Below are 24,881 nucleotides of genomic sequence, written 5' to 3'. Positions count from 1 at the left end.
GGCAGGTTCCCTCACGAAACGTCTGGCGACTTTGCCTAGCCCACGCGATTCAGACAAGCGGCCGTGCAACAACGAGCCAGCACCAAGGGTTCCCCTGGCCCGGCCACCTACATGCTGGCAGCTACAAAGCTTCGATATGCCGCAATAACAGGCGCGGACTCTCGCGCCCCTGCCAGTCGTTGATCACCAGCTCGTAGACCGCGCGCAACGACACCGGCGGCGGAGAACCCTCGTAGGCGTTGAACATCACCGCGTCATGCACTGAACCGTCACGCGGGTCGCGCAGACTCAAGCGCAAGTGCCGCTCGCCCATCAAGCGCCAGCTCGCGCATTCGAACACGTTATCGAAGATGGGTTCGGGAAACGCCTGGCCCCATGGGCCCGCCGCCCGCAGCTGATGCGCCAGGTCCAGCGTGGCTGCGCCTGGCGGCAACTCGCCATCTGAAAGCTGCACAGCCTGAAGGTGGTCCTGGTCCAGCCATTCGCGCGCAAGGGCGTCAAACGCGGCGGCGAAGCGCGGGTAATCGGCTGCTTTGAGGCTCAAGCCGGCAGCCATCGCATGCCCGCCAAAGCGCTCGATAAGGCCTGGATGGCGCGCATCAATCATCGCCAGCGCATCGCGTATATGGAAACCGGCGATGGATCGCGCCGATCCACGCAGCTCGTCGGCAGCATCCTCGCTGGCAGGAGCAAAGGCGATCACGGGCCGGTGCAGGCGCTCTTTCAGTTTCGATGCCACGAGGCCGACCACGCCGGCGTGCCAACTCGGCTCGAACAGCGCCACGCCGACCGCATCGGTGTCGGCGGCGCGTGTCACCATGACCTCGGCCTCGGCCACCATCGTCGCCTGCAGCTCACGGCGCTCTTGATTGATGGAGCTGAGCAACTCCGCATAGTGGCGAGCCTGTGACACATCGTCGGTGAGCAGGCACTCAACGCCCAGCCGCATATCTTCCAGCCGGCCGGCGGCATTCAAGCGCGGCCCGATGGCATAGCCCAGATCACTGGCGCAAAGCGTTGCCAGGCTGCGCTTGCTTGCTTCCACCAGGGCAACCACACCCACGCAAGCGCGACCGCTACGAATACGCTTGAGGCCTGCTTCGACCAGTACGCGATTATTGAAATCCAGCGGCACCAGGTCCGCCACGGTGCCGACGGCGACCAGATCCAGCAGCACCGAAAGATCGGGTTCGTTCCCAGACGCGAAGTCGCCCTGCTCGCGCAATGCCGCGCGCAAGGCGAGCAACAGATAGAACATCACACCCACGCCGGCGAGTGCCTTGCTGGGAAATTCATCGCCAAACAGATTGGGATTGACCATAGCGTCGGCGGCCGGCAACTGCTCGCCCGGCAGGTGATGATCCGTCACGATGACGCGGATACCTTGCGCTTGCGCGACCGCTACACCGGCCACGCTCGCCACACCGTTGTCCACGGTGACGATTAACTGCGGCTTGGGTTGCAGCGATTCGACCAGCGCCGGACTGAGTCCGTAACCGTGAATGAAGCGATTCGGCACGGCATAGCGGACATGGCGCGCGCCCAGCATGCGCAAGCCGCGGACCGCCACGGCCGTACCCGTGGCACCGTCGCAGTCGTAATCACCTGCGATGAGGATCGACCAGTCGCCGCGAATCGCTTCAATCAACAGCGTGACCGCCTGCTCAAGACCACCCAGCTGCTGCGGGTCGAGCAGGCGCGCCAGGCGATATTCGGCGTGTTCCGGGCACAGCACACCGCGCGCCGCGTAAACCTGTTGCAGGACCGGATGGACGGCCGTACTCCAGCCATGAGGCACACCCTGCGGCACGCGTCGACGCAGGCTGACCATTCTCATTTGGCGCTCCCGCGCCAGAAGCGCATGCGGTGCCAGGGACGATACAACCAACGCTCACCGCTCGCGAAACTAAGTTGCAAGGGTTGGCGTTGAGCGAGTGCCTGCACGCTCGGCCACCAGGTCGTGGCCAGGTCATCCATCGGCAGATCCTGCAGATCGATCATCCAGCCCGGTGCAGCTCCTTCGACGCTCGAAGCCGAACGCGCGACCACGGCAACACCGGCACGTTTGGCCAGTGCACCAAGCAATACGTCATCGCCAATGACACCGGCCAGCTTGGTACGCACGACGTCGGGCAAGCGTCCGCCGCCCCACAACCACAGGCTGTTGATCGGCGGCATGCCCCGTGTACGACGCTCGGCATTGAGCGGGTGCTGATGCAACAGCACCTGCACTTCATTGATAAGCACGCGCCATCGACGTCCGTCCGCACCTTGCGGCAGATGTTCGAACAAGTCTTCGCCCAGCGCCTGTTCGGGAGCGGCGAACGCCGGCAACGGTGCATTGGTCGGCAGACGTACGTGCCAATGATCCGCCGATGAGACTTCCAGAATCATTCCTGCATCGCCGAAGACAGGCTTCAATGGCCTGGCGAACGCCTGCGCCTCTTCCATGCTCAACTGCAGCTGCCCGCAGGCAAGCAGGCGTACACCGTTGAGATCCGGCTGCACCCAGGCAGGATCGGCGCACAGCCAAGTGGCGTCGCCCGCATCGCCGGCAATCAGTTCGCGCGTCAAAGCCGCTGCCGGCAGGCCACCGGAAACCACGAAACGCCCGGCGAGCCCCGCGAGATAGCCCTTGGCGCCTGGCTCCAGGCCATCCGCTTTGCGCAGCAGCGCATGCACGGGATGCTGCGGATCGAAACGCCCCAGGTCGGGCAGCCACAGTTCCAGCGGATTCGGCCCGGGAGCATTCATGCGCTGACTCATGCCTCCAACTGTTCGTACAGCTTCAGCCACTCGCCTTCCAGTGTTTCCTTCTCGCCGCGCAACTCCGCCTGGCGCTGGCTCATGCGCATCATCTCCGAGGTCGGCTCGTTGTAGGTTGCCGGATCGGCTAATTTGGCTTCCAGCGCGCCCAGCTCGCCTTCGATGGTGGCCACGCGCGTCTCGATCTTCTTGACGCGCTGACGCGCGACCTTTTCGAGCTCGCGCTGGGCGGCGGCGCGTTGGCGAAGCTCTTCCGGTGATTCGACCCGGGCCGACGGCTTCGCCTCGGCCTCCTTCTTCTTGTTCTTCTTGCTGGTAGCGCCGCGACTGCGCAACCAGCGCGCGTAGTCGTCCAGGTCGCCATCGAAGCCTTCCGCCGCACCATCGGCCACGCGCCAGAAGCTGTCGCAGACCAGTCCCAGCAAATGGCGATCATGCGACACCAGTACCAGCGCACCATCGAAGTCCGCCAGCGCATCGGCGAGCGCTTCGCGCATGTCCAGGTCGAGATGGTTGGTGGGTTCGTCGAGCAGCAGGAGGTTGGGCTTGTCCCAGGCGATCAATGCCAGCGCCAGTCGCGCGCGTTCGCCGCCAGAGAAGCCATCGACCGATTCGAACGCGCGATCGCCCGCGAAATTCCAGGTGCCCAGGAAATCACGGATCGCCTGCGCGCCCACACCCGGCGCCTTGTCCTGCAGATGATCGAACGGCGAGGAGCCCTCCTCGAGGCTTTCAACCGTGTGCTGAGCGAAGTAGCCGATCTTCAGATCCTTGTGCGCCTTGCGCTCGCCAGCGAGCGGCTCAAGTTCGCCCACCAAGGTCTTCACCAGGGTGGATTTACCCGCGCCGTTCGGACCGAGCAGGCCGATGCGCTCGCCCGCTTCAAGGCGGAATCGTAGGTTGTGCAGGATCGCCGTCGGCGGCGCGCCGTCTTCACCGGGATAGCCGGCCTCGATCTCTTCCAGTTGCAGCATCGAGTCGGGTAGCCGATCGGGTACGGCGAACTGAAAGCGGAACTGCCGCTCCGCACGCACCGCCTCGGTGCCGGCCAGCTTCTCCAGTCGTTTGACGCGCGACTGCGCCTGCTTGGCCTTGCTGGCCTTGGCCTTGAAGCGATCCACGAACGATTGCAGGTGCGCACGCTCGGCCTGCTCACGCTCATGCGCAATCTGCTGCTGGCGCAACTGCTCGGCGCGCAGGCGTTCGAAGGCGCTGTAGTTGCCCGTGTAGAGCTTGGCGCTGCCATCGTTCAAATGCAGCGTGTGGGTGATGACGCCGTCGAGGAACTCGCGGTCATGTGAGATCACCAGCAGCGTGCCCTGATAACGACGCAGCCACTCCTCCAGCCACAGCACGGCATCGAGATCGAGATGGTTGGTGGGCTCGTCGAGCAGCAGCAGCTCGGACGGCGCCATCAGGGCGCGTGCCAGGTTCAGACGCACGCGCCAGCCACCGGAGAACTCCTGCACCGGCGTCTCATGGGTATCCGCGGAAAAGCCGAGGCCATGCAAGAGGCGGCCAGCCCGAGCGCGTGCGTCGTACCCGTTCAATTCCTCGATGCGATGGTGGGCCCTGGCCATGGCCTCGGTATCGCCTCGCGCATCGGCGTCGAGTTCGTCGCGCAGGGCGATCGCCAGTTCCTCGTCGCCGCCCATCACATATTCGATGGCCGGGTCGGGTAGCGCGGGGGTTTCCTGCGCCACGGAAGCCATGCGCAGCTTGGACGGGATGTCCAGGTCACCGGTATCGGCATCGACCTTGCCCTGCAGTGCGGCGAACAGGCTGGACTTGCCACAGCCGTTACGGCCGACCACACCCAGCCGCCAGCCACTCTGGATCACCAGATCGATATCGGAAAGCAGCAAGCGGCTGCCACGGCGGAGGGCAAAGCGACGAAAGGAAATCATAGTAAAGAGCTTATCCGGACCGGGCGTCCTGCCGCCCGCAGCCGCCCATCATACCGGGAGCGAATGCCCACCCCATCGCATTCGCCGCAGATTCGCATGGAATAGCCCGGATAGTTCTGCTACAACGACGCGGCATCGCCTTGCGCGGAGAGGGGACCCGTGAACAAGTACGGAATCAGCAAGTTCAGCATCAGCCTGTCCATGACCGTGTTGCTGGCCGCGGCCGGCGCATCCACGCCTGTCCAGGCCGGCCAGGACAGCCTGCTCGTCAATCGCGTGCAGCAGGAACAGGGCATGAACCTGCCCACCCGCGGCATGACCATGGCCCAGGTCGAACAGAAGTTCGGCGCCCCGCAGCGCAAGCTTGAACCGCGCGGCGGCAGCAACCCTCGGCAACCGGTGATCAACCGCTGGGACTACTCGAATTTCATCGTGTATTTCGAGCAGAACCACGTGATCCACGCGGTGCTTAATACACCGGCGGGCAACAATACCAATCCAGCCTCAGTCAAGTAATTTCGAGGTCCAAGCCGCGCGGCCCGTGGTGACACGGGCCGCGTTGTCGTTTCTGACGGCCTGGGCGCGCGCCCTTTTCCGGGTCTTTGGTCGCCCAATGGCTGGCTGGAAAAGACCCCGCATGGCGCCGAAACGTGCCGCGTACGATCGAGCGGAGTTCCTGAGGAGTGGGCGTTCGCCTTTCGCGCGGCAACTGAGCGTTATCGCCGGCGTGCCGCCTACGCAGCGGGCGTTCCGGACCGCGGCAGCGGTTCGGAACGCCCGCTGCGTAGGCGGCACGCCGGCGATAACGCTCGATCGTCGCGTCAAAGGCAAGCACCCGCCCCCCATCCCAACCTTCTCCCCTTTGGGGAGAAGGAGCAAAAGCGAGTAACCGGAACGCCCGCCGCGCCTCACCGCGGCTACCTTCGGGCCGCCCAAAAGGGAGAAGGACGCGGCAGCATCGACTACACTTCGCATCCCTTGCAGCCCGCCCTGGTGGCTGGTTGCTGTCCCCGATGCAAGAGAACGACTCGATGATTGACCCTAGCCTGCGTCTACCGGCGGAATGGGAGCCGCAATCGGCCGTGCTGATCGCCTGGCCGCATGCCGACACCGACTGGGCCGAGCGCCTGGCCGAAGTGGAGACGACGTACGTGGCGCTGGCCGCCGCGGTCACCTGCTTCCAGCCGCTGATCATCGTGGTCGCGGATAACGAACTGCGCATCCGTGTGCAATCGCTGCTGACCGGTGAAGGCGTGGACCTGTCGCAGATTCGCTTGGTGGAGCAGCCCTACGACGACACTTGGCTGCGCGATTCGGGCCCGATCACGCTGAAATCCGCTGATGGCACGTTCCAGCTCACCGATTTCCGTTTCACCGGCTGGGGCGGCAAGTTCGGCGCCGAACAGGATGACGCGCTGATCGCCGGCCTGGTCAGCGACGGCGTGTTCGGCAAGGCGGCGCACAAGCGCATCGACTGGGCGCTGGAAGGCGGCGGCATTGAAAGCGATGGCGTGGGCACGGTGCTGACGACCTGGCGCTGCCTGGTGCAGCGACATCCGGACCAGTCTCGCGAGGAGATGAGTCGGATCCTCAGTGACAGCTTGCACGCCCGGCGCGTGCTGTGGCTCGACTACGGTTATCTCGAAGGCGACGATACGGACGCCCATATCGATACGCTGGCGCGCTTCGCTCCCGGCGATCGCATCGTGTACCAGGCCTGCGACGACGCCAGCGATCCGCATCACGACGAACTCAAGCGCATGGGCGAGGAGCTGGCGGCCCTGCGCACGCCGGATGGTCGCCCGTACCAGCTTTATCCCCTGCCCTGGGCGCGCCCCATCCTCGACGAAGGTCGCCGCCTGGCGGCGTCGTACGCGAACTACCTGATCGTCAACGGTGCCGTGCTGGTACCGGCCTATGGCGACGTGGTTGACGACGAGGCTGCGCGCATCATTGGCGAAGCGCACCCCGATCGCGAGATCGTGCAGGTGCCGTGCCGTCCGTTGATCTGGCAGAACGGCAGCCTGCACTGCATCACCATGCAGTTGCCGGCCGGCATCGTCTGATCCGGGAAAGTCGGTGCCGGGTGCTGGAAACCAGCACCGGACAGGCCCATATGAGGGGTCTACCCCCGCCGGCACGATCGGTGTCGATGCGTCGTATCCATTAGAATGCGCGGCCTGCCTTTGCCGGCAGGCCCTCACGCCGGAAGTACGCCCATGACCCGCAAGACCTTGAAAGTCGCCCTGTTGCAGGAAACCCACCGCGGCAGCCGCGATGCGAATCTCGATGCCATTGAGGCGGGCCTGCGCGAGGCCGCGGCGGCGGGTGCCGAACTGGTGCTGCTGCAGGAGCTGCACAATGGTCCGTACTTCTGCCAACACGAGTCGGTCGATGAGTTCGACCTGGCCGAAACCATTCCCGGCCACAGCACCGCGCGCATCGGCAAGCTGGCCGAAGAGCTGAAACTGGTCGTGGTCGCTTCGATCTTCGAGAAGCGCGCTACCGGGCTTTATCACAACACCGCGGTGGTGTTTGACCGTTCGGCGACGATCGCGGGCAAGTACCGCAAGATGCATATTCCGGACGATCCGGCGTTCTACGAGAAGTTCTACTTCACGCCGGGCGACCTGGGTTTCGACCCCATCGATACGTCCGTGGGCCGCCTCGGCGTGCTGGTGTGTTGGGACCAGTGGTATCCGGAAGCCGCACGCCTGATGGCGCTGGCGGGCGCTGACCTGCTGCTGTATCCCACCGCCATTGGCTGGGATCCGCAGGACGATCAAGCTGAGAAGGATCGCCAGCGCGAAGCCTGGGTCACTGTGCAGCGTGGCCATGCCGTGGCCAACGGCCTGCCGCTGCTGTCGTGCAACCGCACCGGTTACGAGGCCGATGCCTCGGGTGTGGGTCGCGGCATCCAGTTCTGGGGCACCAGCTTCGTGGCCGGGCCGCAGGGTGAATTCCTGGCCCAGGCGGGCACGGACCAGCGCGAACTGCTGGTGGTGGACGTGGACATGGCGCGCAGCGAGCACGTGCGCCGGATCTGGCCGTTCCTGCGCGACCGCCGCATCGATGCGTATAGTGATTTGCTCAAGCGATTCCGTGACTGAGGCCTGATTCGCTGCTCGCCCTCCGGGGCATGGCTTGTGCCATGCCCCAGCCAACCCCATGCAGGGAGTTCCCCTGCCAGATCGACGCCGCGCATGACAGTGACCGATATCGCCGACTCCCTCCCGCCCGTGCTGCGCGACCAGCCCATCGAGCGGGTTACCCGGGACGGGGTGGAATACGTCGTACTGGGCACCGCGCACGTTTCGCGCGCCAGCGTCGAGGCGGTCGACGCCTTGCTCGCCCATGAGCCTTTCGATGCCGTCGCGGTTGAGTTGTGTGACAGCCGTGCCCAGGGCATGCGCGATCCCGACGCATTCAAGCAAATGGATCTGTTCCAGGTAATCCGCCAGGGCAAGGCCGGCATGGTCGCTGCCAGCCTGGTGTTGTCCTCGTTCCAGAAGCGCCTGGCCGAGCAGTACGGCATCCAGCCGGGCGCCGAGATGAAGGCTGCAATGGACGGCGCCGAGCAACGCGCATTGCCGCTGTGGCTAGTGGATCGCGAGGTCGGCACCACGCTGCGCCGCGCTTGGCATAGCGTCGGTTTCTGGCAACGTTTTGGACTGCTCGGTGGCTTGATCGCCAGCGTGTTCGAACGCGAGGCGATCGAGGAAACCGAAATCGAGAAGCTCAAGCAGGGCGACATGCTGGAGAGCGCCTTCAGCGAATTTGCCAGCGAATCGGCGCCGTTGTTCCGCAGCCTGATCGCCGAGCGCGACGCCTACATGGCGGCCCGACTGCGCGAGCAGGCGACGCGCGCGGGCTTTGGCGAAGGGCGTCGCGTACTCGTGGTGATCGGCGCAGGCCATCTGAAGGGCCTGTGCGAGCTGCTTCGCTCGCAGAAGGGCGATCCCGTCGTGGAAGCCGCCGAGCTCGCCAGCACGCCGACCAAGTCACGCTGGCCAAAGTGGGTGGCGCTCGGACTGGTCTTGGCGGTGTTCGCCGCCATCGGCTTCGCCTTCCATCGCGACACGGCGCTGGGCGCGGCGGCGCTGCGCGACTGGGTACTGCTCACCGGTGGCTTCGCCGTTCTTGGCGCGATCATCGCGGGAGCTCACCCGCTAAGCATGCTTTCGGCGTTTATTGCTGCGCCCCTCAAACCCTTCCGGCCCGGCATTCCTTCAGGTGGTATCAGCGCCATGGTGGAAGCGTGGGTTCGTCGTCCGCGCGTGGCCGACTTCGAGACCTTGCGCGACGACATTGGCCACTGGCGTGGCTGGTGGAAGAACCGCGTCGCGCGCACGCTGCTCAATTTCTTCCTGGTCAGCCTCGGCACCATCGTCGGCGAGTACACCGCGGGCATTCATATCCTGAAGAGCTTGCTCTAGGCGAAACCACACGTCGCAGCGACATCCAGACAAACGCTGGGATGTCACAGGCGGCAACTTCGCAAGACTCGTCATTCCCGCGGCTCTCAACAGCCGGACGGCTGGTCAAGCGGGAATCCAGAGACTTGGTGTTCAGTGGGCGAAAGTCGCTGGATTCCCGCTTACGCGGGAATGACGGCAAAAGGCGCGGTCTTTCGAAGTCCCCGGGTGCGGTGCCGGGGTATGGCAGTTACGGATCAGTGCTTGTTCAAGGACTGATCCAGCACATCCAGCAACTCTTCGTGCTTGTCGAGACCGTGCTCCCAATACATCACGCCGCCCAGTCCCTTCGATGTGACGAAGGCCGCCTTGGCACGCAGCGACTGCGGATCTTCATAGCTGACAAAGCTGCGCGTGGCGGCATTCCATAGATACGGTGCCTGGGCCTGCTCGTCCCAATGACGCACATAGCCATGCTTGTCGATGTAATCGGCAACCAGCTTGCGCCAAGACGGATCACCCGCGTATTTGGCGTACTTCTGATACAGCCCATTGTCCTGCGGGTTCACGCCGGAAAAGGCGCGACCATAGAAAGCTGCGCCGAGGTTGAGTTTCTTCGCCGGCACCCCAGCCGCCAGAAATTGTTCGACCGCCTTGTCGCCAGCACGATCATCCGCAGGTGCCAGCTTGGACAGATGCAGCCCGGCGTGATGTCCCGTCGTGGGCGTCAGGCTGTTGTGGAAGTCGTACGTCATCAAATTGATCCAGTCGAGCGAACGCGACACGCGCTCCAGCTCGATGCCCTGCACGAACTCACCATCCGCTGCGGCAATCGACAACAGGTAATGGCGGCCACCGTGTGCGTCACCGAGCTTGTCCAGACGGGCGCGCAAGGTTTCCAGCAGCAAGCTGAAATTGCGCTTGTCCTCGGGGCGATGGCCGATGCCGGCGCCTGGCAGCGTGGGATACTCCCAGTCGAGATCGATGCCGTCGACATCGTATTTCTCGACCAGCGTGGCGGCACTGTCGGCCATGTGCTGACGCGAGGCGTCCGTAAGTGCCGTATCGGAGAAATGGTCCGCCCCCCAGCCGCCGATGGACACAATGATCTTCAGGCCGGGATTGACCTTGCGCAGGCCCACCAAGGTGGCGAGTGTCTGGTCGACGATAGGGCTGGGAAACACGACATTGCCCTTGGGGTCGAGCTGCGCGAAGGCATAGTTGATGACGTCGAGCTTGTCGGCACTCACGTGCGGCAACGGCTTGGCATCCATCACATAGCCGACGATGCGGTAATGCGCCGGCGCATCCGCGGCTGAAGCGAACGTGGCAAAACCGCCCACCAGGCCGGCCAGCAGTACCTGCAAAACTGTCTTCTTCCAGCACGGCCGACGACCTTGTAACCCAACCTTCCACTGCGACATTCAAGTTCCCCTTGAGTCTGCGTATCGCACGGCCTGACCGCGCGCCCCGTGCACGACTTCACGATTGTCGCGCTCCATTCTGATCAAGATCAGTGGCTTGCGACATGCTGTCCGTTTGTGAATGCAACCACTATACTTTTGCGACTTTTCACCATGGACCCGCCGGACTCGTGGGAATGATCTCGATGACTCGATTGCAACTGCTTGGCCTCTCCGTGGCCGCAGCTTTTCTCGCCACTGCCAGCGTGCATGCCGAGGGTGACAAGGCTGCCGGACGCAAATTGATCTACACCTGCAACGGTTGCCACGGCGTGCCGGGTTACTCGAATGCCTACCCGAACTACCCGGTGCCGCGCATCGCAGGCCAGAACCAGCAGTACATCGTCAACGCGCTCCACGAGTACCGGGCTGGCGAACGCAGCCATCCGACGATGACGGCGCAGGCGCAGAGTCTGTCCGACAAGGACATCGACGATATCGCCGCCTATCTTTCCAGCCTCGCCAAGTAAGCCAAGGACCTTTACCGCATGAAACGTGCGCTTACCCTGCTTTCATTCGGCGCCGTCCTGGCGTTCGCTTCCACCCAGCTGCTGGCTGCCGCCAACATCGACAACGGCAAGCAGAAGGCTGCTGTCTGTTTCGCCTGCCATGGCGCCGACGGCAATGCGGTCGACCCGCAGTATCCGCGCCTGGCCGGCCAGTACAACGAGTACATCCAGCAGGCGCTGCGCGAGTACAAGACCGGCCAGCGCGGCAACCCGATCATGAAGGGCTTCGTCGCCACGCTGTCTGACCAGGACATCGAGGACATCGCCGCCTTCTTCTCGAGCCAGCCGACCAAGCTCGACACGCTGGAAGGCCACATCCAGGGCGACAAGTAATCGCGCTTGCCCTCCCTGCATGAGCAAAAAAAAAGGCCCGCGCGATGCGGGCCTTTTTCGTTGACTGGAGGGTGGCGTCTATCAACCGAGTGCCGACTGCCCTTCATGCTTCTTGTAGTAGGGGTTGCTACCGCCACTGTGGTCGGTGGCATCGCGGACTTCGGTGATCTCGGGCACGCGCTCGCGTAGCGTCTTTTCCACGCCATGCTTCAGGGTGACGTCGACCATGCCGCAACCATGGCAGCCACCGCCGAACTGCAGCACCACTACACCGTCGGCGTCGACCTCGAGCAGGCTCACGCGCCCGCCGTGCGAGGCGATCTTCGGATTCACTTCGGCTTCGAGCACATAGCGCACCCGTTCGATCAGCCCGGCTTCCTGACCAGGAATCTCGCCCTTGATGCGCGGTGCGCGGATATTGAGCTGGCCGCCTGTGGCATTGGGCTCGAAATCGATGCTGGCACCTTCCAGCCAGGCGGCGCTGTCGCCGGCGACATGAAACTCGAACCCGTCGCAAACGATGGTCCATTCCTGGCCGGTCAGCTCGTCGGGCTCGGCAAATTCCAGCTCGCAATTGGCCGCCGGCGTACCCGGCGCGGTCACGCGCAGGCGGATGCTCAATCCATCGATGCCCTGCTGAGAGAGCAATCGAAGGAAATGCTTCTGTGCGCGTTCTGAAATGTCGATCATGTCTACTCCAGCCAAAACCTCGACCCTGCGGGTCGAAACAGCACCATTTTAGTCCTATTTCGCCTTTATCGCTCGCTTTTGACTTTTGCCCTCCAAGCTTCGACGCTTTGGTACTTTTCATCTCACGAACGGAACGACTGCCATGAGCACGAACACTCTCGCCAGCCAGCACTGCACGCCTCGCAAGGGCAAGGAACACGCACTGGACCAGGCCAAGGTGACCGACTTGCTGGCCCAGCTGCCCGGTTGGCAGGTCGTGGCCGACGGCAAGGCCATCGTGAAGGACTTCAAGTTCCGCGACTTCCACCACACGCTCGGCTTCATCAATGCGGTGGGGTTCATGGCCAATCAGGAAGACCACCATCCGGATCTTGAGGCCGGTTACGGTCATTGTCAGATCTTGTGGTCGACCCATGACGTCGGCGGCCTGTCGCTCAACGACTTCATCTGTGCTGCCCGCGTGGAGGCCCTGCTCGAGCATTGAGCACGCTGCGCGCCACGCACCGGGTTTTCGCCATGGCCTGTTTCGGCGTGGCGGTCGTGCTGTTGCTTTGGGGCATGGCCGCCTTGTCCGCTTGGGTAACGCGCGAGCACCTGACCGAGCATGCACAGCGTGAACTGGCGACCCTACGCAACGGCCAGCCGCTATGGCGATGGCGCCTGCGCGGCCCTGCCGACCTGGTCGCGCAACGGGTGTTCGGTAACGCCGACATCGCGCCGAGTCCCCATGGACTTCGCGTCACCAGTCGTGACGGCTCGACCTTCGATCTGGGGCTGCCGGTAGCCGGGCCGGTCGATCTGGCGCACTGGCCGCTGCTCCATCTGCAGCTGCAAAGCGACGCCGAAGGCACCCTGGGCCTGGTCTATCAGGCGAATGAGCTCAGCACGGTCTGCCTGGCCTCTGAGGTCGGTCGCATCCCCTCGCAGGGGAACGATCTGGTTATCGACCTGCGCACTCTCAGCTGGCGGTCGGACACCGGCAAGCCGTGCCAGCCTCCCGCTGTCGTTACCTATCTGCTGCGACTGCGTCCTCAGCTACCGGCGCATGCGGTGCTGCAGATCGGAAACGTCGACTTGCGGGCGGCCCAACCTGCCCCACTGCCCGCCACGATCGGTGCCGACATCGCCGATATTCGGCTGCCTTCGGCCCTGGCCGTGGCGCAGGCTGGCGTGACCGCTGCGTCAGCGCAGTACGCGGGGCGGAGCGTCCCTCTGGTCCGTCTGCCCGCAGGCGTATCCGCAGAAACCATGTTGTCGCTGCGCGATCTGGTGAAACGGCATTGGCCGGGCGCGCTGGTACTGCCGTTCGGGCGGTCCTTTACGGCCACCGGCGACGCACCGTTGCCAGGATGGCTGGACTGGGGTGTCTGTGCCGCGTACCTGGCCGCTCTCGTGTGGATCGCTCTACGCCAGACTCGGGAGGTCACCCGTCCCTGGCTGGACGTTGCCGCGATCGCAGCCGGCCCGCTGTGGCTGATCGCCGGCCTGCGCTGGGGGACCCAGCTGTCGATTCCCGGTGTCACCGCCTTCGTCGCAGCCCTGGTCTTTGCCGCCCAAAGTGATTGGCGCCGCCGGCCGGTGTGGTGGCACTGGATGGGACGAAGCTGGGCCGACTGGCTGTGGCCGCTGGTCCCTCTTCTGGTGACGGCAGCCCTGATGTTGGTCGATGGCCATGGGCTGGTTCACCTCGAACCACGACACATGCTGGCCTATCTCGGCTGGGCGCTAGTGCAGCAATGGGCCATGCTTGCGTGGGTGATGGGGCGGTTGCGACTCACAGCGTTGCCGCCACCCGTGATCATCCTGATCACGGCCACCCTGTTCGGCCTGTTGCACACGCCCAACGGGTCGCTGATGCAACTCTGCTTCGCGGCCGAATTATGGTGGGCATGGCGTTTTCTGAAGTCGCCCTGTCTCGTCCCGATCGCCGTTGCCCACGCCATCTGCGCCCTGCTGGTCGAGAGCGGGCTGACCGGTCACCTGCTTCGCTCACTTGGGGTCAGTGCGCGCTTTTTCCTGTAGGTATTCCTGCACGCGGCGTATCCTTTTTCCTTTTACGGCAAGGACATCCAGGAAATCCTTCAAGTCATCTGGCAATGGAGCAGAGAAGCCGTAAGAGCGCCCGTCGAGCTCGAAACTCATGTGAGCGGCATGCAGGAATAGGCGATTCAGGCCCAAATCCTTGAATTTCTTATTCATTTCCTTATCGCCGTACTTTGGGTCGCCGGCGAGCGGATGGCCGACGTGTGCGGCATGCACGCGGATCTGGTGGGTTCGCCCGGTCCCCAGGGTTGCCTGCATCAGGCGGGCGGCTGGGTACTGCTCCATCTCGCGGAAAAAAGTGAGCGACGGCTTGCCGTTATCGGCCACTCTTACCATCCGTTCGCCGCCCTGGAGCACCGACTTGAGCAGCGGTGCGTTGACGTCGAACTTCGCCTTGGACGGATGCCCCACCATCAGGCAGAGGTATTGCTTGGTCACCGTACCCTCGCGGATCGCCGCCTGCAGCCCGACCAGGCCGGCACGGGTCTTGGCGAACACGAGCACGCCGCTGGTATCCCGATCGAGTCGGTGCACCAGCTCCAGATGCTCGGTTGGACGGGCGGCGCGCAGCAGCTCGATGGCGCCGTGGCTGACGCCGCTGCCGCCATGACTGGCGATGCCGGCCGGCTTGTCGATGGCCAGGAAGTGCTTGTCTTCGAAGATGATCGCGTCGACCACGGACGCCACCATGCCCGGCGCAGGTCCCTGCTGGACGACCTTTTCGGCCACCCTGACCGGTGGAATACGCAACATATCACCCGCTGCGAGACGGGTATCGGGTTTCGCACGCTTGCCGTTCACCCGCACCTGACCGGTGCGCAGAATTCGGTAAATCATGCTCTTTGGTACACCCTTGAGCAGGGTCATCAGCGCATTATCGATACGCTGACCGTCCCGCTCGGGTCCGATCTCGACTTGACGCACACCGTGAGGTGCGTCGGGGGAAGTTGCCGTCTGCATTGAAAAAAACCTGACGAAATAGGATACTCGGCCGGCGTTATGTCCCTTCCTGCCGAAGTTCGGATGGAAACGGGGCGCCCGCCCGCGACGTCGGCGAGGATAGCGCCGGTCGCCTGTACGGCAGCCGGTCGTTGCTCCCTTTCATCGTAACGGTTCGGGCTGTCGTTTGTCCGGTTCCATGGGGTTCCGGGGCGACGAACGCACTGCCACGAATCACCCCGGCACCGGAAACGATGCCGTCATTTTGCCGCTTAACCGCAGCGGCGCGATCCCCGGCAGGCCGCCGAAGTTACGGCGCCACCGCGGCACGCGACGCGCGGCAAGCTGAGGAAAAATTACAATGAAACGTATGCTGATCAACGCAACTCAGCGTGAAGAGTTGCGTGTGGCCATCGTCGATGGCCAGACCCTTTACGATCTCGACATCGAAATCCCTTCCCGCGAGCAGAAAAAGGCCAATATTTACAAAGGCCGCATCACGCGCGTTGAACCGTCTCTCGAAGCCTGTTTTATCGACTATGGCGCCGAACGCCACGGCTTCCTCCCCCTGAAAGAAATCGCTCGCGAGTACTTCACGCAGGGCCTTGATCCCAACAAATCCAACATCCGTGACCTTCTAAAGGAAGGCCAGGAAGTGGTCGTGCAGGTCGAGAAGGAAGAGCGCGGCAACAAGGGCGCGGCTCTCACCACCTTCATCAGCCTGGCTGGCCGCTACATGGTGCTGATGCCGAACAACCCGAAGGCCGGTGGCGTCTCACGCCGGATCGAAGGTGAAGATCGGCAGGCTCTGAAGGAGGCGCTGGAGCACCTGACCGTCCCCGACGACGTCGGCCTCATCGTGCGTACCGCCGGCATGGGCCGCGACGCCGAAGAGCTGCAGTGGGATCTGGACTACCTCCTCCAGCTGTGGAAGGCGATCTCCAACGCCGCAAGCGCCCAGAAGGCGCCGTTCCTGATCTATCAGGAATCGAAACTGTTCATCCGCGCCCTGCGCGACTACCTGCGCAACGACATCGGCGAAATCCTCATTGACGAGGAGTCGCTGTATAACGATGCGCGCGAGTTCGTGCAGCAGGTCATGCCCAATGCCCTGCGCAAGCTCAAGCTATACCGAGACGACACCCCGCTGTTCTCGCGCTACCAGATCGAGACCCAGATCGAGAGCGCGTTTGACCGCCAGGTGCGCCTGCCGTCGGGCGGCTCCATCGTCATCGATCAGACCGAAGCGCTGACCGCCATCGACATCAACTCGTCGAAGGCCACCAAGGGCAGCGACATCGAGGAAACGGCGTTCAACACCAACTGCGAAGCGGCGGTGGAAATCGCTCGCCAGTTGCGTATCCGCGACGCCGGCGGCCTGATCGTGATCGACTTCATCGACATGGACAGCCCCAAGCACCAGCGCGAAGTGGAAGAGCGTCTCAAGGACGCCCTGAAGCTGGACCGCGCCCGCGTGCAGATCGGCCGCATTTCGCGCTTCGGCCTGTTGGAGATGTCGCGCCAGCGCCTGCGCCCGTCGCTGGGCGAAGCGACCCAGATCGTCTGCCCGCGCTGCGAAGGCCACGGCCATATCCGCGGCGTGGAATCGCTGGCGCTGTCGACGCTGCGACTGATCGAAGAGCACGCCATGAAGGACAACACCGGTCAGGTGTTGGTGCAGGTGCCGCCCGCGGTTGCGAACTTCATGCTCAACGAGAAGCGCGCCAGCGTCGTTGAGATCGAGCTGCGCAACAAGGTGCACGTGGTGATCGTGGCGGACGACAAGCTCGAAACGCCGCATATCGAGATCCAGCGCATCCGCGAAGCAGACATGGGCGAGCACAGCAAGCCCAGCTACGAGCGCCTCACCGCGGTTGAGCCATCGGCTCTGCCGAAGATGGGCCAGGCGCTGGGCAGCGGCGAGCAACCGGCCGTCAGCGGCATCGTTCCGTCGACACCGGCTCCGATTCGCGAAGAGACAGCGGAAGCACCCGCGCCGCAGGGCCTGCCGGCACGCCAGGCCGCCTCTGCGCCGGCCCCCGCTGGTGGCGTCATCTCGCGCCTGCTCGGCTGGTTCCGCAGCGGGGCAGTCCCGGCTGCGCCGGCAGCAGCCGCCAAGATCGAGCCCACACCGGCCAACGCCCGCGCCAATCGCCGCGATGAGCGTGGTCGCCAGGCTCAGGGCGGCCAGCCGGGTACTCGCCAGACGCAGCAACCGCGTCGAGATCAGCAGCCGCAGCAGCAAGGCCAGAAAGGCCAGCAGCAGGCCAAGGGCAATCGCCAGCGTGGCAACGACCAGGCCCAGCAGCCGCGCCAGCAGCAAGGTCAGAGCCAGACGTCCAAGCAGGAGCCGCGCCAGCAGCAACAAAAGGCAGCTGCTGACGCTACCAGCAGCCAGGCCCAGCCTGAGCGCAAGCAGCAGTCGCAGCAGCCGCGACAAGAGCAGCGTCCTCCGCGTGCGCAGCAGCCAGCGGCCGCAACGCAGCCGTCGCAGCCCGCCCAGCCCGACGAGCAGCGTCCGCTAGCCGCGCCGGCCGCCGAAGCCGCCAAGGAAGCAGCAGCCGCCAAGCCGGTGGCCGAGGCCATCACGAATACCGAACTGGCCAGTGAGAACAGTCCCGAGAGCGAGGGCAGCCAGTCACGTCGCCGTCGCGGTCGTCGCGGTGGCCGTCGCCGCCGTCGCCATGAGGACGCCGCACAGGCCGGTGCGCTGCCCCAGGAAGGTACCGAGGACGGATTCGATCTGGACGACGAGGATCGTAGTCAGGATGGTACGGCCCCCACCGTCATGGCTCGCCCGTCGGTAGTGACGGCGCCTGTCGCGCCCGTGGCTGCCGCTGCTGCCGTTGCAACGGTGGCTTCAGTGGAATTGGCCGAGCCGTCGATCCGACCCGCCCCCCTGGCTGAAACCGTCGCTGCGACGTCGACTCCGACCGACCAGCCGGACCATGCACACGAACCCGTGCTGAGTGCCGTGGCGCCGGCGTCCTTCAATCTGCCAACGCTGCCGCCGATTCCGGAAGTACTGGCTGAGAAAGTCGACGCTGAGATCGTCAGAGTCGAAGCTCCTGCTGTCGAGCCGGTGACGACGATCACCCCGGTTGCCGTCGCGGCGGCTCGTGTGACTGTGACCAACGAGGTCGCCGAAGCGCCGACTCCGACGACGGTCACGTCCGACGTCGAAGCGACCGTCGTACATGCTCACGTCGCCAGCGCACCGGCCGCTGAGCCTGCACCGACGGTGGCGAGCACGAGCATCGATTTCCACACCCATCTGGAAACCGCGGCCCGGATCGAGGAACCGAGCCGGCATGCGGCCGCGCAAGCGACGCCAGACAGCGTGACGGTGCAACCCGAGCCGCATCCGGCGATTGAACCCGCGGCACCGGTCGCGCCAGCGCAGGGTGACCTGCTGGCCCACACCGAACTTCCATCTGCAGCAGTCGCGCCCGCCAAGGAAGATGCCGAAACGGGCGAAGACGCTGACACGGTGAAGAAGGACGCATCGCACGGCTGACCACCGTGCCCTGTGCATGAGGTACAAAAAAGCCGGACTCACGTCCGGCTTTTTTTATGCCCTTGTTTGCTCGATCAGCCTAGCCGCCGACCTGGTTGTTATGCGTGTCGAGCAGACCATGAATGGTCATCAAGTGCGCCAGGCTGATCACGTGATCCACTTTCAGCTTTTCCATCAGGCGCTGTTTATAGGTGGAGACGGTCTTGGGGCTGAGATTCAATTGCTCGCCGATCGTGGTCAGTGGCTTGCCACGTACCAGCATCATCGCTACCTCGAGCTCACGGCTGGACAAGGCGTCGAACGGCGATCCCTCGCCATCAAGCGTTGCCAGCGCCAGCTGTTGCGCCACCGTCGGCGCCAGGTAACGACGACCACCGGCCACCTGACGCACGGCCTCCAGCAGTTCCTCGGCAGCGCAACCCTTGGTCAGATAACCTAGCGCACCGGCGTCAAGCAAACGCTTCGGGAAGCGTGCATCGTCCACGACGGTCACGATAATGACGTGGGTCGGCAATTTGGAGCGTGCGACGCGCTCGGTGAGCTCGATGCCACTCATGCCGGGCATGTGGACGTCGACCAGGGCAATGTCTGGGGCCTTGGCGCGAATCAGGCGCAAGCCCTCCTCGGCCGTACCCGCTTCGCCGCTGATCATGATGTCGGGCTGCTGCTGCAGGATCATCCTGAATCCCGTGCGCACCAACTCGTGATCGTCGATCAAGACTACTTTGATCACCGGGTTCCCTCCGTGGGTTGAGTATTCGAACATAGGCCGCGATATGGCTTTGCGCAAGCCACTAGAGCGTCCACGAAGCCAATTCCCGATCACTACCTACACTGCAACTGCATATTCGCCTACAACGACTTTCATCGGGGCGACCGGGGATGCCACGCCTCGGACAAAATGGCCGTGCCATAGATCGGTCAGACGCGGTCGCTGACTCACCGTATACGCTTTTCTGAGTGGAGTGCTTACTCCACTCCCGTCGCCCAGTTCCTGAGGCCCGCTTCGTCAAGGTCGAAATCCTCGACATTCACGGCGATGGCTTGACCATCCCCATCGGTCCATCGCTGCCCGCCGAGGCGCCGAAAAACGCCTGTGATGGAAGCTCCCTGCCCAATCACGCAATCACCCGCACAGGTGCCGACGACATAACCCTCGGCCAGTTCGGCCGCGACGCGGTCTTCGTAGGGTCCGAGAAACCTCACAACTGACATGACTATTCCCGCCACTGACATCGGGCAGACATCGTACGCGGTGCTCAGGGCAACTGCACACTGCCAGCTAGTTAGGCGGAGCCGCCGGAAAGCACTCCCTACTATCGGGCACTCAGTGGCGCCCGTGGTGGCCGAAGATCCAGGTCAAGATCGCATCAGAAAGGCGCGATGCCGGGCGGCCCATGGCGAAGCCTTGCGGCACCGTCAAGTCGACCTCGGCACTCACGCTTTCCACGCGGCAACGCAACTCGCGACTACTCAAAGACAGGCCCGAGCCGTATCCCGGTACGCCCTCATGGCAAGAATCTCGATGCGTTCGTGAAGTACCACGTCAGCGCCATTCGCCCTGCTCCGCACGACGAGCAGCTCGTCGACGCCGGCCGCGTGGTCGGGAACGATCACCCGGTATCCATCCGCAGCTTCCACGACGTGCGCTGCGGGCGCGATCCTGACCCAATGAGCGACGACACACATGGCGTACGTCTTGTCGGTCTTGGTGGTGCTGGCCTGAAAAGTCGGTGCTCGTTCTTCAAGGCTGCCGGCAGTGGCGCACCCCACCAGCGTCACAGCCGCGAAGACCGCTATTGCCATACGCATGGTGGACATCCTTGCAAGACCACTTGGTGCCCGGAGCGGGGGTCGAACCCGCATAACCTTGCGGTTGAGGGATTTTAAGTCCCTTGCGTCTACCAGTTTCGCCATCCGGGCGGGATGCTTGAGGCTGCGCATCCTAACATGCGCCCGCGTCGAGCCTAGGGCAAAGCAGCGGCAACCCCGGCCACAAAAAACCCGCCGTTGGGCGGGTTTTTGCTCGTTGCGCAATGGAGGCCTGGGTCGGAATCGAACCGGCGTACACGGCTTTGCAGGCCGCTGCATGACCACTCTGCCACCAGGCCATCGCGCACGGATCGTAACCTGAAAGCGTGGTCACGATCCGCTTAAAAAACAAAACCCCGGGAAGGCCGAGGTTTGCTGGAAACTGGAGCGGGAAACGAGACTCGAACTCGCGACCCCGACCTTGGCAAGGTCGTGCTCTACCAACTGAGCTATTCCCGCATCAGAGTCAGAAATAATAGCAGATCGATCGGATTTGTGAAGAGTCTGGAGGCAATTTTTCGTTCCTGAGTGGAGCTCGCCGAGCCTTGGAGGACCGCATGCGAGCATGACTCCGTCGTCCCCTCATCGGTCCCGGCTGCCTTCACGACAGCATCGCAATGGCTCGGCAAGGCTGTGCATTGGGCGTGCTTTTCGCAACAGTCCGTTCCACGAACAACCGTTGGTGTTGTGCGCGCGGCACTCTATCTTGGTGCCTAGCCGATCCGGCACAGCCCGTTCAAAGGAGTACAGCATGATCGAACGTCGACCCTTCGATGCTCTAGGTGGAGCGGACCACGGCTGGCTCAACGCCAAGCATCATTTCTCGTTTGCCAATTTCTACGATGCTTCGCGTATGGGCTGGGGTGCACTGCGTGTCTGGAATGACGACACGATTGCGCCGCAGACAGGTTTTCCGCCGCACCCACATGGCGACATGGAGATCATCACCTATGTGCGTGAGGGTGCCATCACGCATCAGGACAATCTGGGCAACAAGGGTCGCACGATCGCGGGCGACGTGCAGGTGATGAGCGCGGGTACGGGCATCACGCATGCCGAGTACAACCTTGAGCCAGGTACGACGCGCATCTTCCAGATCTGGATCATTCCGAACCAGCAAGGCAACCCGCCGTCGTGGGGTACCAAGCCCTTTCCGGTCGGCGAGCGCTCCGGTCGCTTCGTCGCCCTCGCCAGCGGTTTCAAGGAAGACGCGGACGCCCTACCCCTACGCACGGATGCGCGCGTGCTCGGCGCCACGCTCAAGGCTGGCGAGAAGGCGGAGTATCAGCTTGGTCCGAAACGCCTGGCTTATCTGGTGCCGTCCAAAGGCAAGGTCGAGGTCAATGGCGTAACGCTGAATACGCGTGATGGTGCCGCTATTCGTGACGAATCGACGCTGACTGTCACCGCACTCGAAGATGCTGAATTGGTACTGGTCGATACGGCCCCGTAATCGTTGCACCCGTCAGCGACGGCAGGCGTTCTGCTTGCCGCCGCTCGATCAAGTGAGGATGCCTCACTGGGCGTAGCTTGCTAATCTCGCGTGATCCGTCCCGCGCGAGGTCTGCCATGAGTCACGGCATTCACACGATCGATACCGGCTTCATACGTCCACAGTTCGATGCGGCCTATCTCATGGTTGAACATGGACGCGGCGCCTTTATCGACTGCGGGACGAATCATGGCGTGCCGCGCATGCTCAATGCATTGCAGGATGCAGGGCTGGCCCCCGCCGATGTCGATTGGTTGATTCTCACCCATGTGCATCTGGATCACGCCGGCGGCGCCGGCGAGCTGATGGCGCGGCTGCCCCATGCCAAATTGCTGGTGCACCCGCGCGGTGCGCGCCACATGGTGGATCCGAGCCAGCTATGGGCGGGTGCCAGCGCCGTCTACGGCGAATCGGTGATGGAAACGACGTACGGACGGTTGCGCCCGATCCCGGCCGAACGGGTGGTGGAAGCCCCTGATGGCTACGTCGTGGAACTGGCCGGTCGCAAGCTGCTTTGCCTGGATACGCCAGGACATGCCCGCCATCATCTTTGCGTCTACGACGAACAGGCAAACGCCTGCTTCACCGGCGATACGTTTGGTCTGTCTTATCGCGAGTTCGATACCGTGAAGGGGTCGTTCGTCCTACCCACCACGTCGCCAGTGCAGTTCGACCCCGATGCGTTGCATGCATCAATCCATCGACTCATGGCGCTGAAGCCGGAGGCCATGTATCTCACGCACTATGGTCGCGTCACGGACGTCGAGCGGCTCGCCGTCGATTTGCACACACAGATAGACGCCATGGTAGCGATCGCTCATGCCGCGCAACAGAACGGCGGCGATGCCATGCAACGGCACGAGCTGATGAAGTCCGCACTCACCGATCTCTATGCCGCTCGCGCCCGCACTCATGGCTGGCACGGCAAGCGCGCCGCACTGCTTGAGATTCTTGGGATGGATATCGAGCTCAATGCGCAGGGCTTGGGCGTCTGGCTGGACAGTACGCAGAAGCGTGGCCGATAGCGCGCAGCACGCGATGGATCAAGCCAGTCGCGCACCGTTCGGCACGGGGCGCTCAACGGCCGTGATCACGACGCCTTCGTCGGTATGGAAACCGGTCAGCAGAAACTGCGAGCGGAACGGACCGATTTGCTTCTCGGGAAGGTTGATCACGCCCACGATTTGTCGGCCCAGTAATGCCTCGGCGCCATAAAGCTGGGCGATCTGCGCGCTGGTTTTCTTCTCACCGTAGGGGCCGAAATCGACCCACACCTTCCATGCTGGCTTACGCGCTTCCGGGAACGGTTCCACGCGGACGACCGTGCCGACAACCAGCAGCACCTTTTCGAAATCGGCCCAGCTGATTTCAACCTGGGTGGGCGTATTTGCTTCACTCATCCTTCCAGCCTCGTCTTGAACCAGTCCCTGCCTTGCTGCCACCAGTAGGTCGCCTGCGCGCCGAGATAACCAAACGGTCGATACGTACGGGCCAGTCCGTAATCGGCAAATTCCTTCCAGCGATCATCGCCTTCGGTGATGGCCGAAGCCAGGAGGTCGCCAGCAGCGCACGTCGGTGCGAGGCCATGGCCGCCAAATGCCTGCGCCCACCACAGGCCATCACCTGACGAGCCTATCTGTGGCATCTGGTGGCGGGCGTAGCTCATCAATCCCGACCAGGCGTAATCGACGCGTGTTCCCTTCAGTTGGGGGAAGACTCGCAGCAAGTCATGCATGAGTAGCGCTTGCACCGCCCCTGGCGAGCGGTCACGGATGGAAATACGCCCTCCCCACAGCAGGCGCGTGTCGGGCAACGGCCGGTAATAGTCGAAAGCGAATCGCGTGTCGTAAATGGCGGACTGCGTGTGCAGACATTCGGCCAGGCGGTCACCCAGTGGCTCAGTCACCATCACGTAGGTGGCAATGGGCAGGATCGCCCGATCAACCTGCCGGCGCAGGCCTGCCAGGTAACCGCCACAGGCGAGTACGACCTGGTCCGCGTGAACCGCGCCTTGTGCCGTTTCGATGCGCCAGCGGGTGCCATCGCGCTGCAGCTTCCACACGTCCGTATGTTCGTGAATGCGCACCCCCTGCGCCGCGGCAGCGCCGGCCAGCCCGATCGCGAAGTTGAGTGGATGCAGATGCAGCGCGTTGTGCTCGTAGAGTCCGTCGAAATAGCGCTTCGACCTGATGCGTTCACGCAACTCCTCCTGGGGCAGCCAATCCCACTCCACGCCGTAATGTCTTGCCAGCAATTCCTGGCGTACGCGCAACACGGCAGGGTCTCTGAACCAGTTGGCCCAGATCACGCCCTGGTCGACGGCATCGCAGGGAATGGCATAGCGGGCCACCTGCTGACGAATGCGCTCCACAGCATTCGTGGTGAGCTTGAACAGCGCTTGCGCCCTCGCCTCACCGCGTTGGTCGAGCAGCGTCTGTTCGCCGAGTGAGTAACCGCCGAATACGAAGCCGCCATTGCGACCGGATGCACCGAATCCAATCTGCTCGCGCTCCAGCAAAACCACGTCGCGCACACCACGTTCGGCTAGCCCAAGCGCTGTATGCAGGCCTGCGTAGCCGCCACCAATGATGGCGACCCGTGCATCGGCCCGCCCTTGCAGTGGAGTGAAGGGTTCATAACGCGTTGCGGTGGCGCGATAGTAAGAAGGTGCCGGTGACGGGGTCATGCGTCGTGCGCGTTCCTGTCTCGTTGCAGACGGGCAAGCATAACCCAGGCAATTGGCGCGGCCACGACATGACGCATGGCACGGTCACCGACTTTTCGACCGGGTTGAGTCCAAACGGTTGCACGTCGCTGAGGTAGCGTTGGTGTGGCGCGTCTGGCCGTTTACGGGGAACCCGGCAACGATGATGACATTCAGCGGCGGGCCGCTGCGAATGGATGGCACGAACACATTCTGACTGCCGTCGAGCGCGCGCCTGACGCGGATGCCCAGGTGGGTCATCACGATCATGCGGGTTGCAACCGTCGAACC

General features: G+C 63.5%; 23 protein-coding genes and 3 tRNA genes. 11 read left to right on the top strand and 15 right to left on the bottom strand.

Features of this window, described 5'->3' with window-relative positions; translation table 11 throughout:
* Window positions 1–121: 121 nt before the first annotated feature.
* The 3 genes from recJ to OUZ30_RS08415 are packed head-to-tail and all read right to left on the bottom strand — an operon-like array spanning window position 122 to window position 4,673.
* Window positions 122–1,837: a single-stranded-DNA-specific exonuclease RecJ gene (gene recJ, locus OUZ30_RS08425; RefSeq protein ID WP_266181779.1), complete on the bottom strand. Its 1,716-nt coding sequence runs from the start codon at window positions 1,835–1,837 to the stop codon at window positions 122–124.
* The gene (locus OUZ30_RS08420) at window positions 1,834–2,754 is read right to left on the bottom strand and encodes a phosphoglycerate mutase (protein ID WP_266181778.1); all 921 of its coding nucleotides are present in this window, start codon (window positions 2,752–2,754) and stop codon (window positions 1,834–1,836) included. Before OUZ30_RS08420 ends, recJ begins: the two co-directional genes overlap by 4 nt.
* Window positions 2,755–2,762: 8 nt before the next feature.
* Window positions 2,763–4,673 (bottom strand): ABC-F family ATP-binding cassette domain-containing protein, encoded by a 1,911-nt coding sequence (locus tag OUZ30_RS08415; RefSeq protein ID WP_266181777.1) that lies wholly within the window; start codon window positions 4,671–4,673, stop codon window positions 2,763–2,765.
* 174 nt (window positions 4,674–4,847) lie between these two features.
* On the opposite strand from OUZ30_RS08415, the gene OUZ30_RS08410 reads away from it, so the two are divergent.
* The 4 genes from OUZ30_RS08410 to OUZ30_RS08395 all read left to right on the top strand — a co-directional run bounded on the left by OUZ30_RS08410 (window position 4,848) and on the right by OUZ30_RS08395 (window position 9,109).
* On the top strand, window positions 4,848–5,189 hold the full coding sequence (locus OUZ30_RS08410) for a hypothetical protein (protein ID WP_266183137.1): 342 nt from the start codon (window positions 4,848–4,850) through the stop codon (window positions 5,187–5,189).
* A 515-nt stretch (window positions 5,190–5,704) separates the two neighbouring features.
* Window positions 5,705–6,739, top strand: coding sequence for an agmatine deiminase family protein (locus OUZ30_RS08405; protein ID WP_266181776.1), 1,035 nt, complete (start codon window positions 5,705–5,707; stop codon window positions 6,737–6,739).
* A 153-nt stretch (window positions 6,740–6,892) separates the two neighbouring features.
* Window positions 6,893–7,783, top strand: a complete 891-nt coding sequence (locus OUZ30_RS08400) for a carbon-nitrogen hydrolase (RefSeq protein WP_266181775.1) — start codon at window positions 6,893–6,895, stop codon at window positions 7,781–7,783.
* 93 nt (window positions 7,784–7,876) lie between these two features.
* Complete coding sequence (locus OUZ30_RS08395) at window positions 7,877–9,109, top strand: TraB/GumN family protein (protein WP_266181774.1); 1,233 nt, start codon at window positions 7,877–7,879, stop codon at window positions 9,107–9,109.
* Window positions 9,110–9,345: 236 nt separating this feature from the next.
* Here the strand turns inward: OUZ30_RS08395 and OUZ30_RS08390 are convergent, their stop codons facing one another.
* On the bottom strand, window positions 9,346–10,512 hold the full coding sequence (locus tag OUZ30_RS08390) for a glycoside hydrolase family 18 protein (protein ID WP_266181773.1): 1,167 nt from the start codon (window positions 10,510–10,512) through the stop codon (window positions 9,346–9,348).
* Between the two features lie 185 nt (window positions 10,513–10,697).
* On the opposite strand from OUZ30_RS08390, the gene OUZ30_RS08385 reads away from it, so the two are divergent.
* Complete coding sequence (locus OUZ30_RS08385; protein ID WP_266151365.1) at window positions 10,698–11,021, top strand: c-type cytochrome; 324 nt, start codon at window positions 10,698–10,700, stop codon at window positions 11,019–11,021.
* A gap of 18 nt (window positions 11,022–11,039) precedes the next feature.
* Window positions 11,040–11,393, top strand: a complete 354-nt coding sequence (locus OUZ30_RS08380) for a c-type cytochrome (RefSeq protein WP_266181772.1) — start codon at window positions 11,040–11,042, stop codon at window positions 11,391–11,393.
* A gap of 81 nt (window positions 11,394–11,474) precedes the next feature.
* On the opposite strand, the gene OUZ30_RS08375 is transcribed toward OUZ30_RS08380, so the two are convergent.
* A complete protein-coding gene (locus OUZ30_RS08375; protein ID WP_266181771.1) occupies window positions 11,475–12,083 on the bottom strand; it encodes an NfuA family Fe-S biogenesis protein in 609 nt (202 codons plus the stop codon).
* Window positions 12,084–12,225: 142 nt separating this feature from the next.
* Between OUZ30_RS08375 and OUZ30_RS08370 the strand changes: the two genes are divergently transcribed.
* Both OUZ30_RS08370 and OUZ30_RS08365 read left to right on the top strand, forming a co-directional pair.
* Window positions 12,226–12,567, top strand: coding sequence for a 4a-hydroxytetrahydrobiopterin dehydratase (locus OUZ30_RS08370; protein WP_266181769.1), 342 nt, complete (start codon window positions 12,226–12,228; stop codon window positions 12,565–12,567).
* 32 nt (window positions 12,568–12,599) lie between these two features.
* Window positions 12,600–14,105, top strand: a complete 1,506-nt coding sequence (locus tag OUZ30_RS08365; protein WP_266181768.1) for a CPBP family glutamic-type intramembrane protease — start codon at window positions 12,600–12,602, stop codon at window positions 14,103–14,105.
* On the opposite strand, the gene OUZ30_RS08360 is transcribed toward OUZ30_RS08365, so the two are convergent.
* A complete protein-coding gene (locus OUZ30_RS08360; protein ID WP_266181767.1) occupies window positions 14,073–15,086 on the bottom strand; it encodes an RluA family pseudouridine synthase in 1,014 nt (337 codons plus the stop codon). The two genes, OUZ30_RS08365 and OUZ30_RS08360, sit on opposite strands and share 33 nt — an antisense overlap.
* 340 nt (window positions 15,087–15,426) lie before the next feature.
* Between OUZ30_RS08360 and OUZ30_RS08355 the strand changes: the two genes are divergently transcribed.
* Window positions 15,427–18,582, top strand: a complete 3,156-nt coding sequence (locus tag OUZ30_RS08355) for an Rne/Rng family ribonuclease (RefSeq protein WP_266181766.1) — start codon at window positions 15,427–15,429, stop codon at window positions 18,580–18,582.
* 79 nt (window positions 18,583–18,661) lie between these two features.
* Here OUZ30_RS08355 and OUZ30_RS08350 read toward each other — a convergent pair whose 3' ends face one another.
* From OUZ30_RS08350 to OUZ30_RS08325, 6 genes are all read right to left on the bottom strand, one after another.
* Window positions 18,662–19,315, bottom strand: a complete 654-nt coding sequence (locus OUZ30_RS08350) for a response regulator (protein WP_266181765.1) — start codon at window positions 19,313–19,315, stop codon at window positions 18,662–18,664.
* 236 nt (window positions 19,316–19,551) lie between these two features.
* On the bottom strand, window positions 19,552–19,797 hold the full coding sequence (locus OUZ30_RS08345; RefSeq protein ID WP_266181764.1) for a hypothetical protein: 246 nt from the start codon (window positions 19,795–19,797) through the stop codon (window positions 19,552–19,554).
* Window positions 19,798–20,055: 258 nt separating this feature from the next.
* Window positions 20,056–20,394, bottom strand: coding sequence for a hypothetical protein (locus OUZ30_RS08340; RefSeq protein ID WP_266181763.1), 339 nt, complete (start codon window positions 20,392–20,394; stop codon window positions 20,056–20,058).
* A 24-nt stretch (window positions 20,395–20,418) separates the two neighbouring features.
* Window positions 20,419–20,505, bottom strand: a tRNA-Leu gene (locus tag OUZ30_RS08335).
* Between the two features lie 114 nt (window positions 20,506–20,619).
* Window positions 20,620–20,693, bottom strand: a tRNA-Cys gene (locus OUZ30_RS08330).
* Between the two features lie 84 nt (window positions 20,694–20,777).
* A tRNA-Gly gene (locus OUZ30_RS08325) sits at window positions 20,778–20,853 on the bottom strand.
* Between the two features lie 292 nt (window positions 20,854–21,145).
* Between OUZ30_RS08325 and OUZ30_RS08320 the strand changes: the two genes are divergently transcribed.
* Complete coding sequence (locus OUZ30_RS08320) at window positions 21,146–21,847, top strand: pirin family protein (RefSeq protein WP_266181762.1); 702 nt, start codon at window positions 21,146–21,148, stop codon at window positions 21,845–21,847.
* Between the two features lie 116 nt (window positions 21,848–21,963).
* Window positions 21,964–22,911 (top strand): MBL fold metallo-hydrolase, encoded by a 948-nt coding sequence (locus OUZ30_RS08315; RefSeq protein ID WP_266181761.1) that lies wholly within the window; start codon window positions 21,964–21,966, stop codon window positions 22,909–22,911.
* An 18-nt stretch (window positions 22,912–22,929) separates the two neighbouring features.
* On the opposite strand, the gene OUZ30_RS08310 is transcribed toward OUZ30_RS08315, so the two are convergent.
* The 3 genes from OUZ30_RS08310 to OUZ30_RS08300 all read right to left on the bottom strand — a co-directional run bounded on the left by OUZ30_RS08310 (window position 22,930) and on the right by OUZ30_RS08300 (window position 24,860).
* Entirely contained in the window at window positions 22,930–23,286 is a 357-nt protein-coding gene (locus OUZ30_RS08310; protein WP_266181760.1) for a tRNA-binding protein, read from the bottom strand.
* Window positions 23,283–24,572: an NAD(P)/FAD-dependent oxidoreductase gene (locus tag OUZ30_RS08305; RefSeq protein WP_266181759.1), complete on the bottom strand. Its 1,290-nt coding sequence runs from the start codon at window positions 24,570–24,572 to the stop codon at window positions 23,283–23,285. Before OUZ30_RS08305 ends, OUZ30_RS08310 begins: the two co-directional genes overlap by 4 nt.
* An 84-nt stretch (window positions 24,573–24,656) precedes the next feature.
* The gene (locus tag OUZ30_RS08300) at window positions 24,657–24,860 is read right to left on the bottom strand and encodes a hypothetical protein (protein ID WP_266181758.1); all 204 of its coding nucleotides are present in this window, start codon (window positions 24,858–24,860) and stop codon (window positions 24,657–24,659) included.
* Between the last annotated feature and the right edge of the window lie 21 nt (window positions 24,861–24,881).

Source organism: Dyella humicola (genome assembly GCF_026283945.1).
Classification (GTDB): domain Bacteria; phylum Pseudomonadota; class Gammaproteobacteria; order Xanthomonadales; family Rhodanobacteraceae; genus Dyella; species Dyella humicola.
This window is presented reverse-complemented; position numbering and strand designations above follow the sequence as displayed.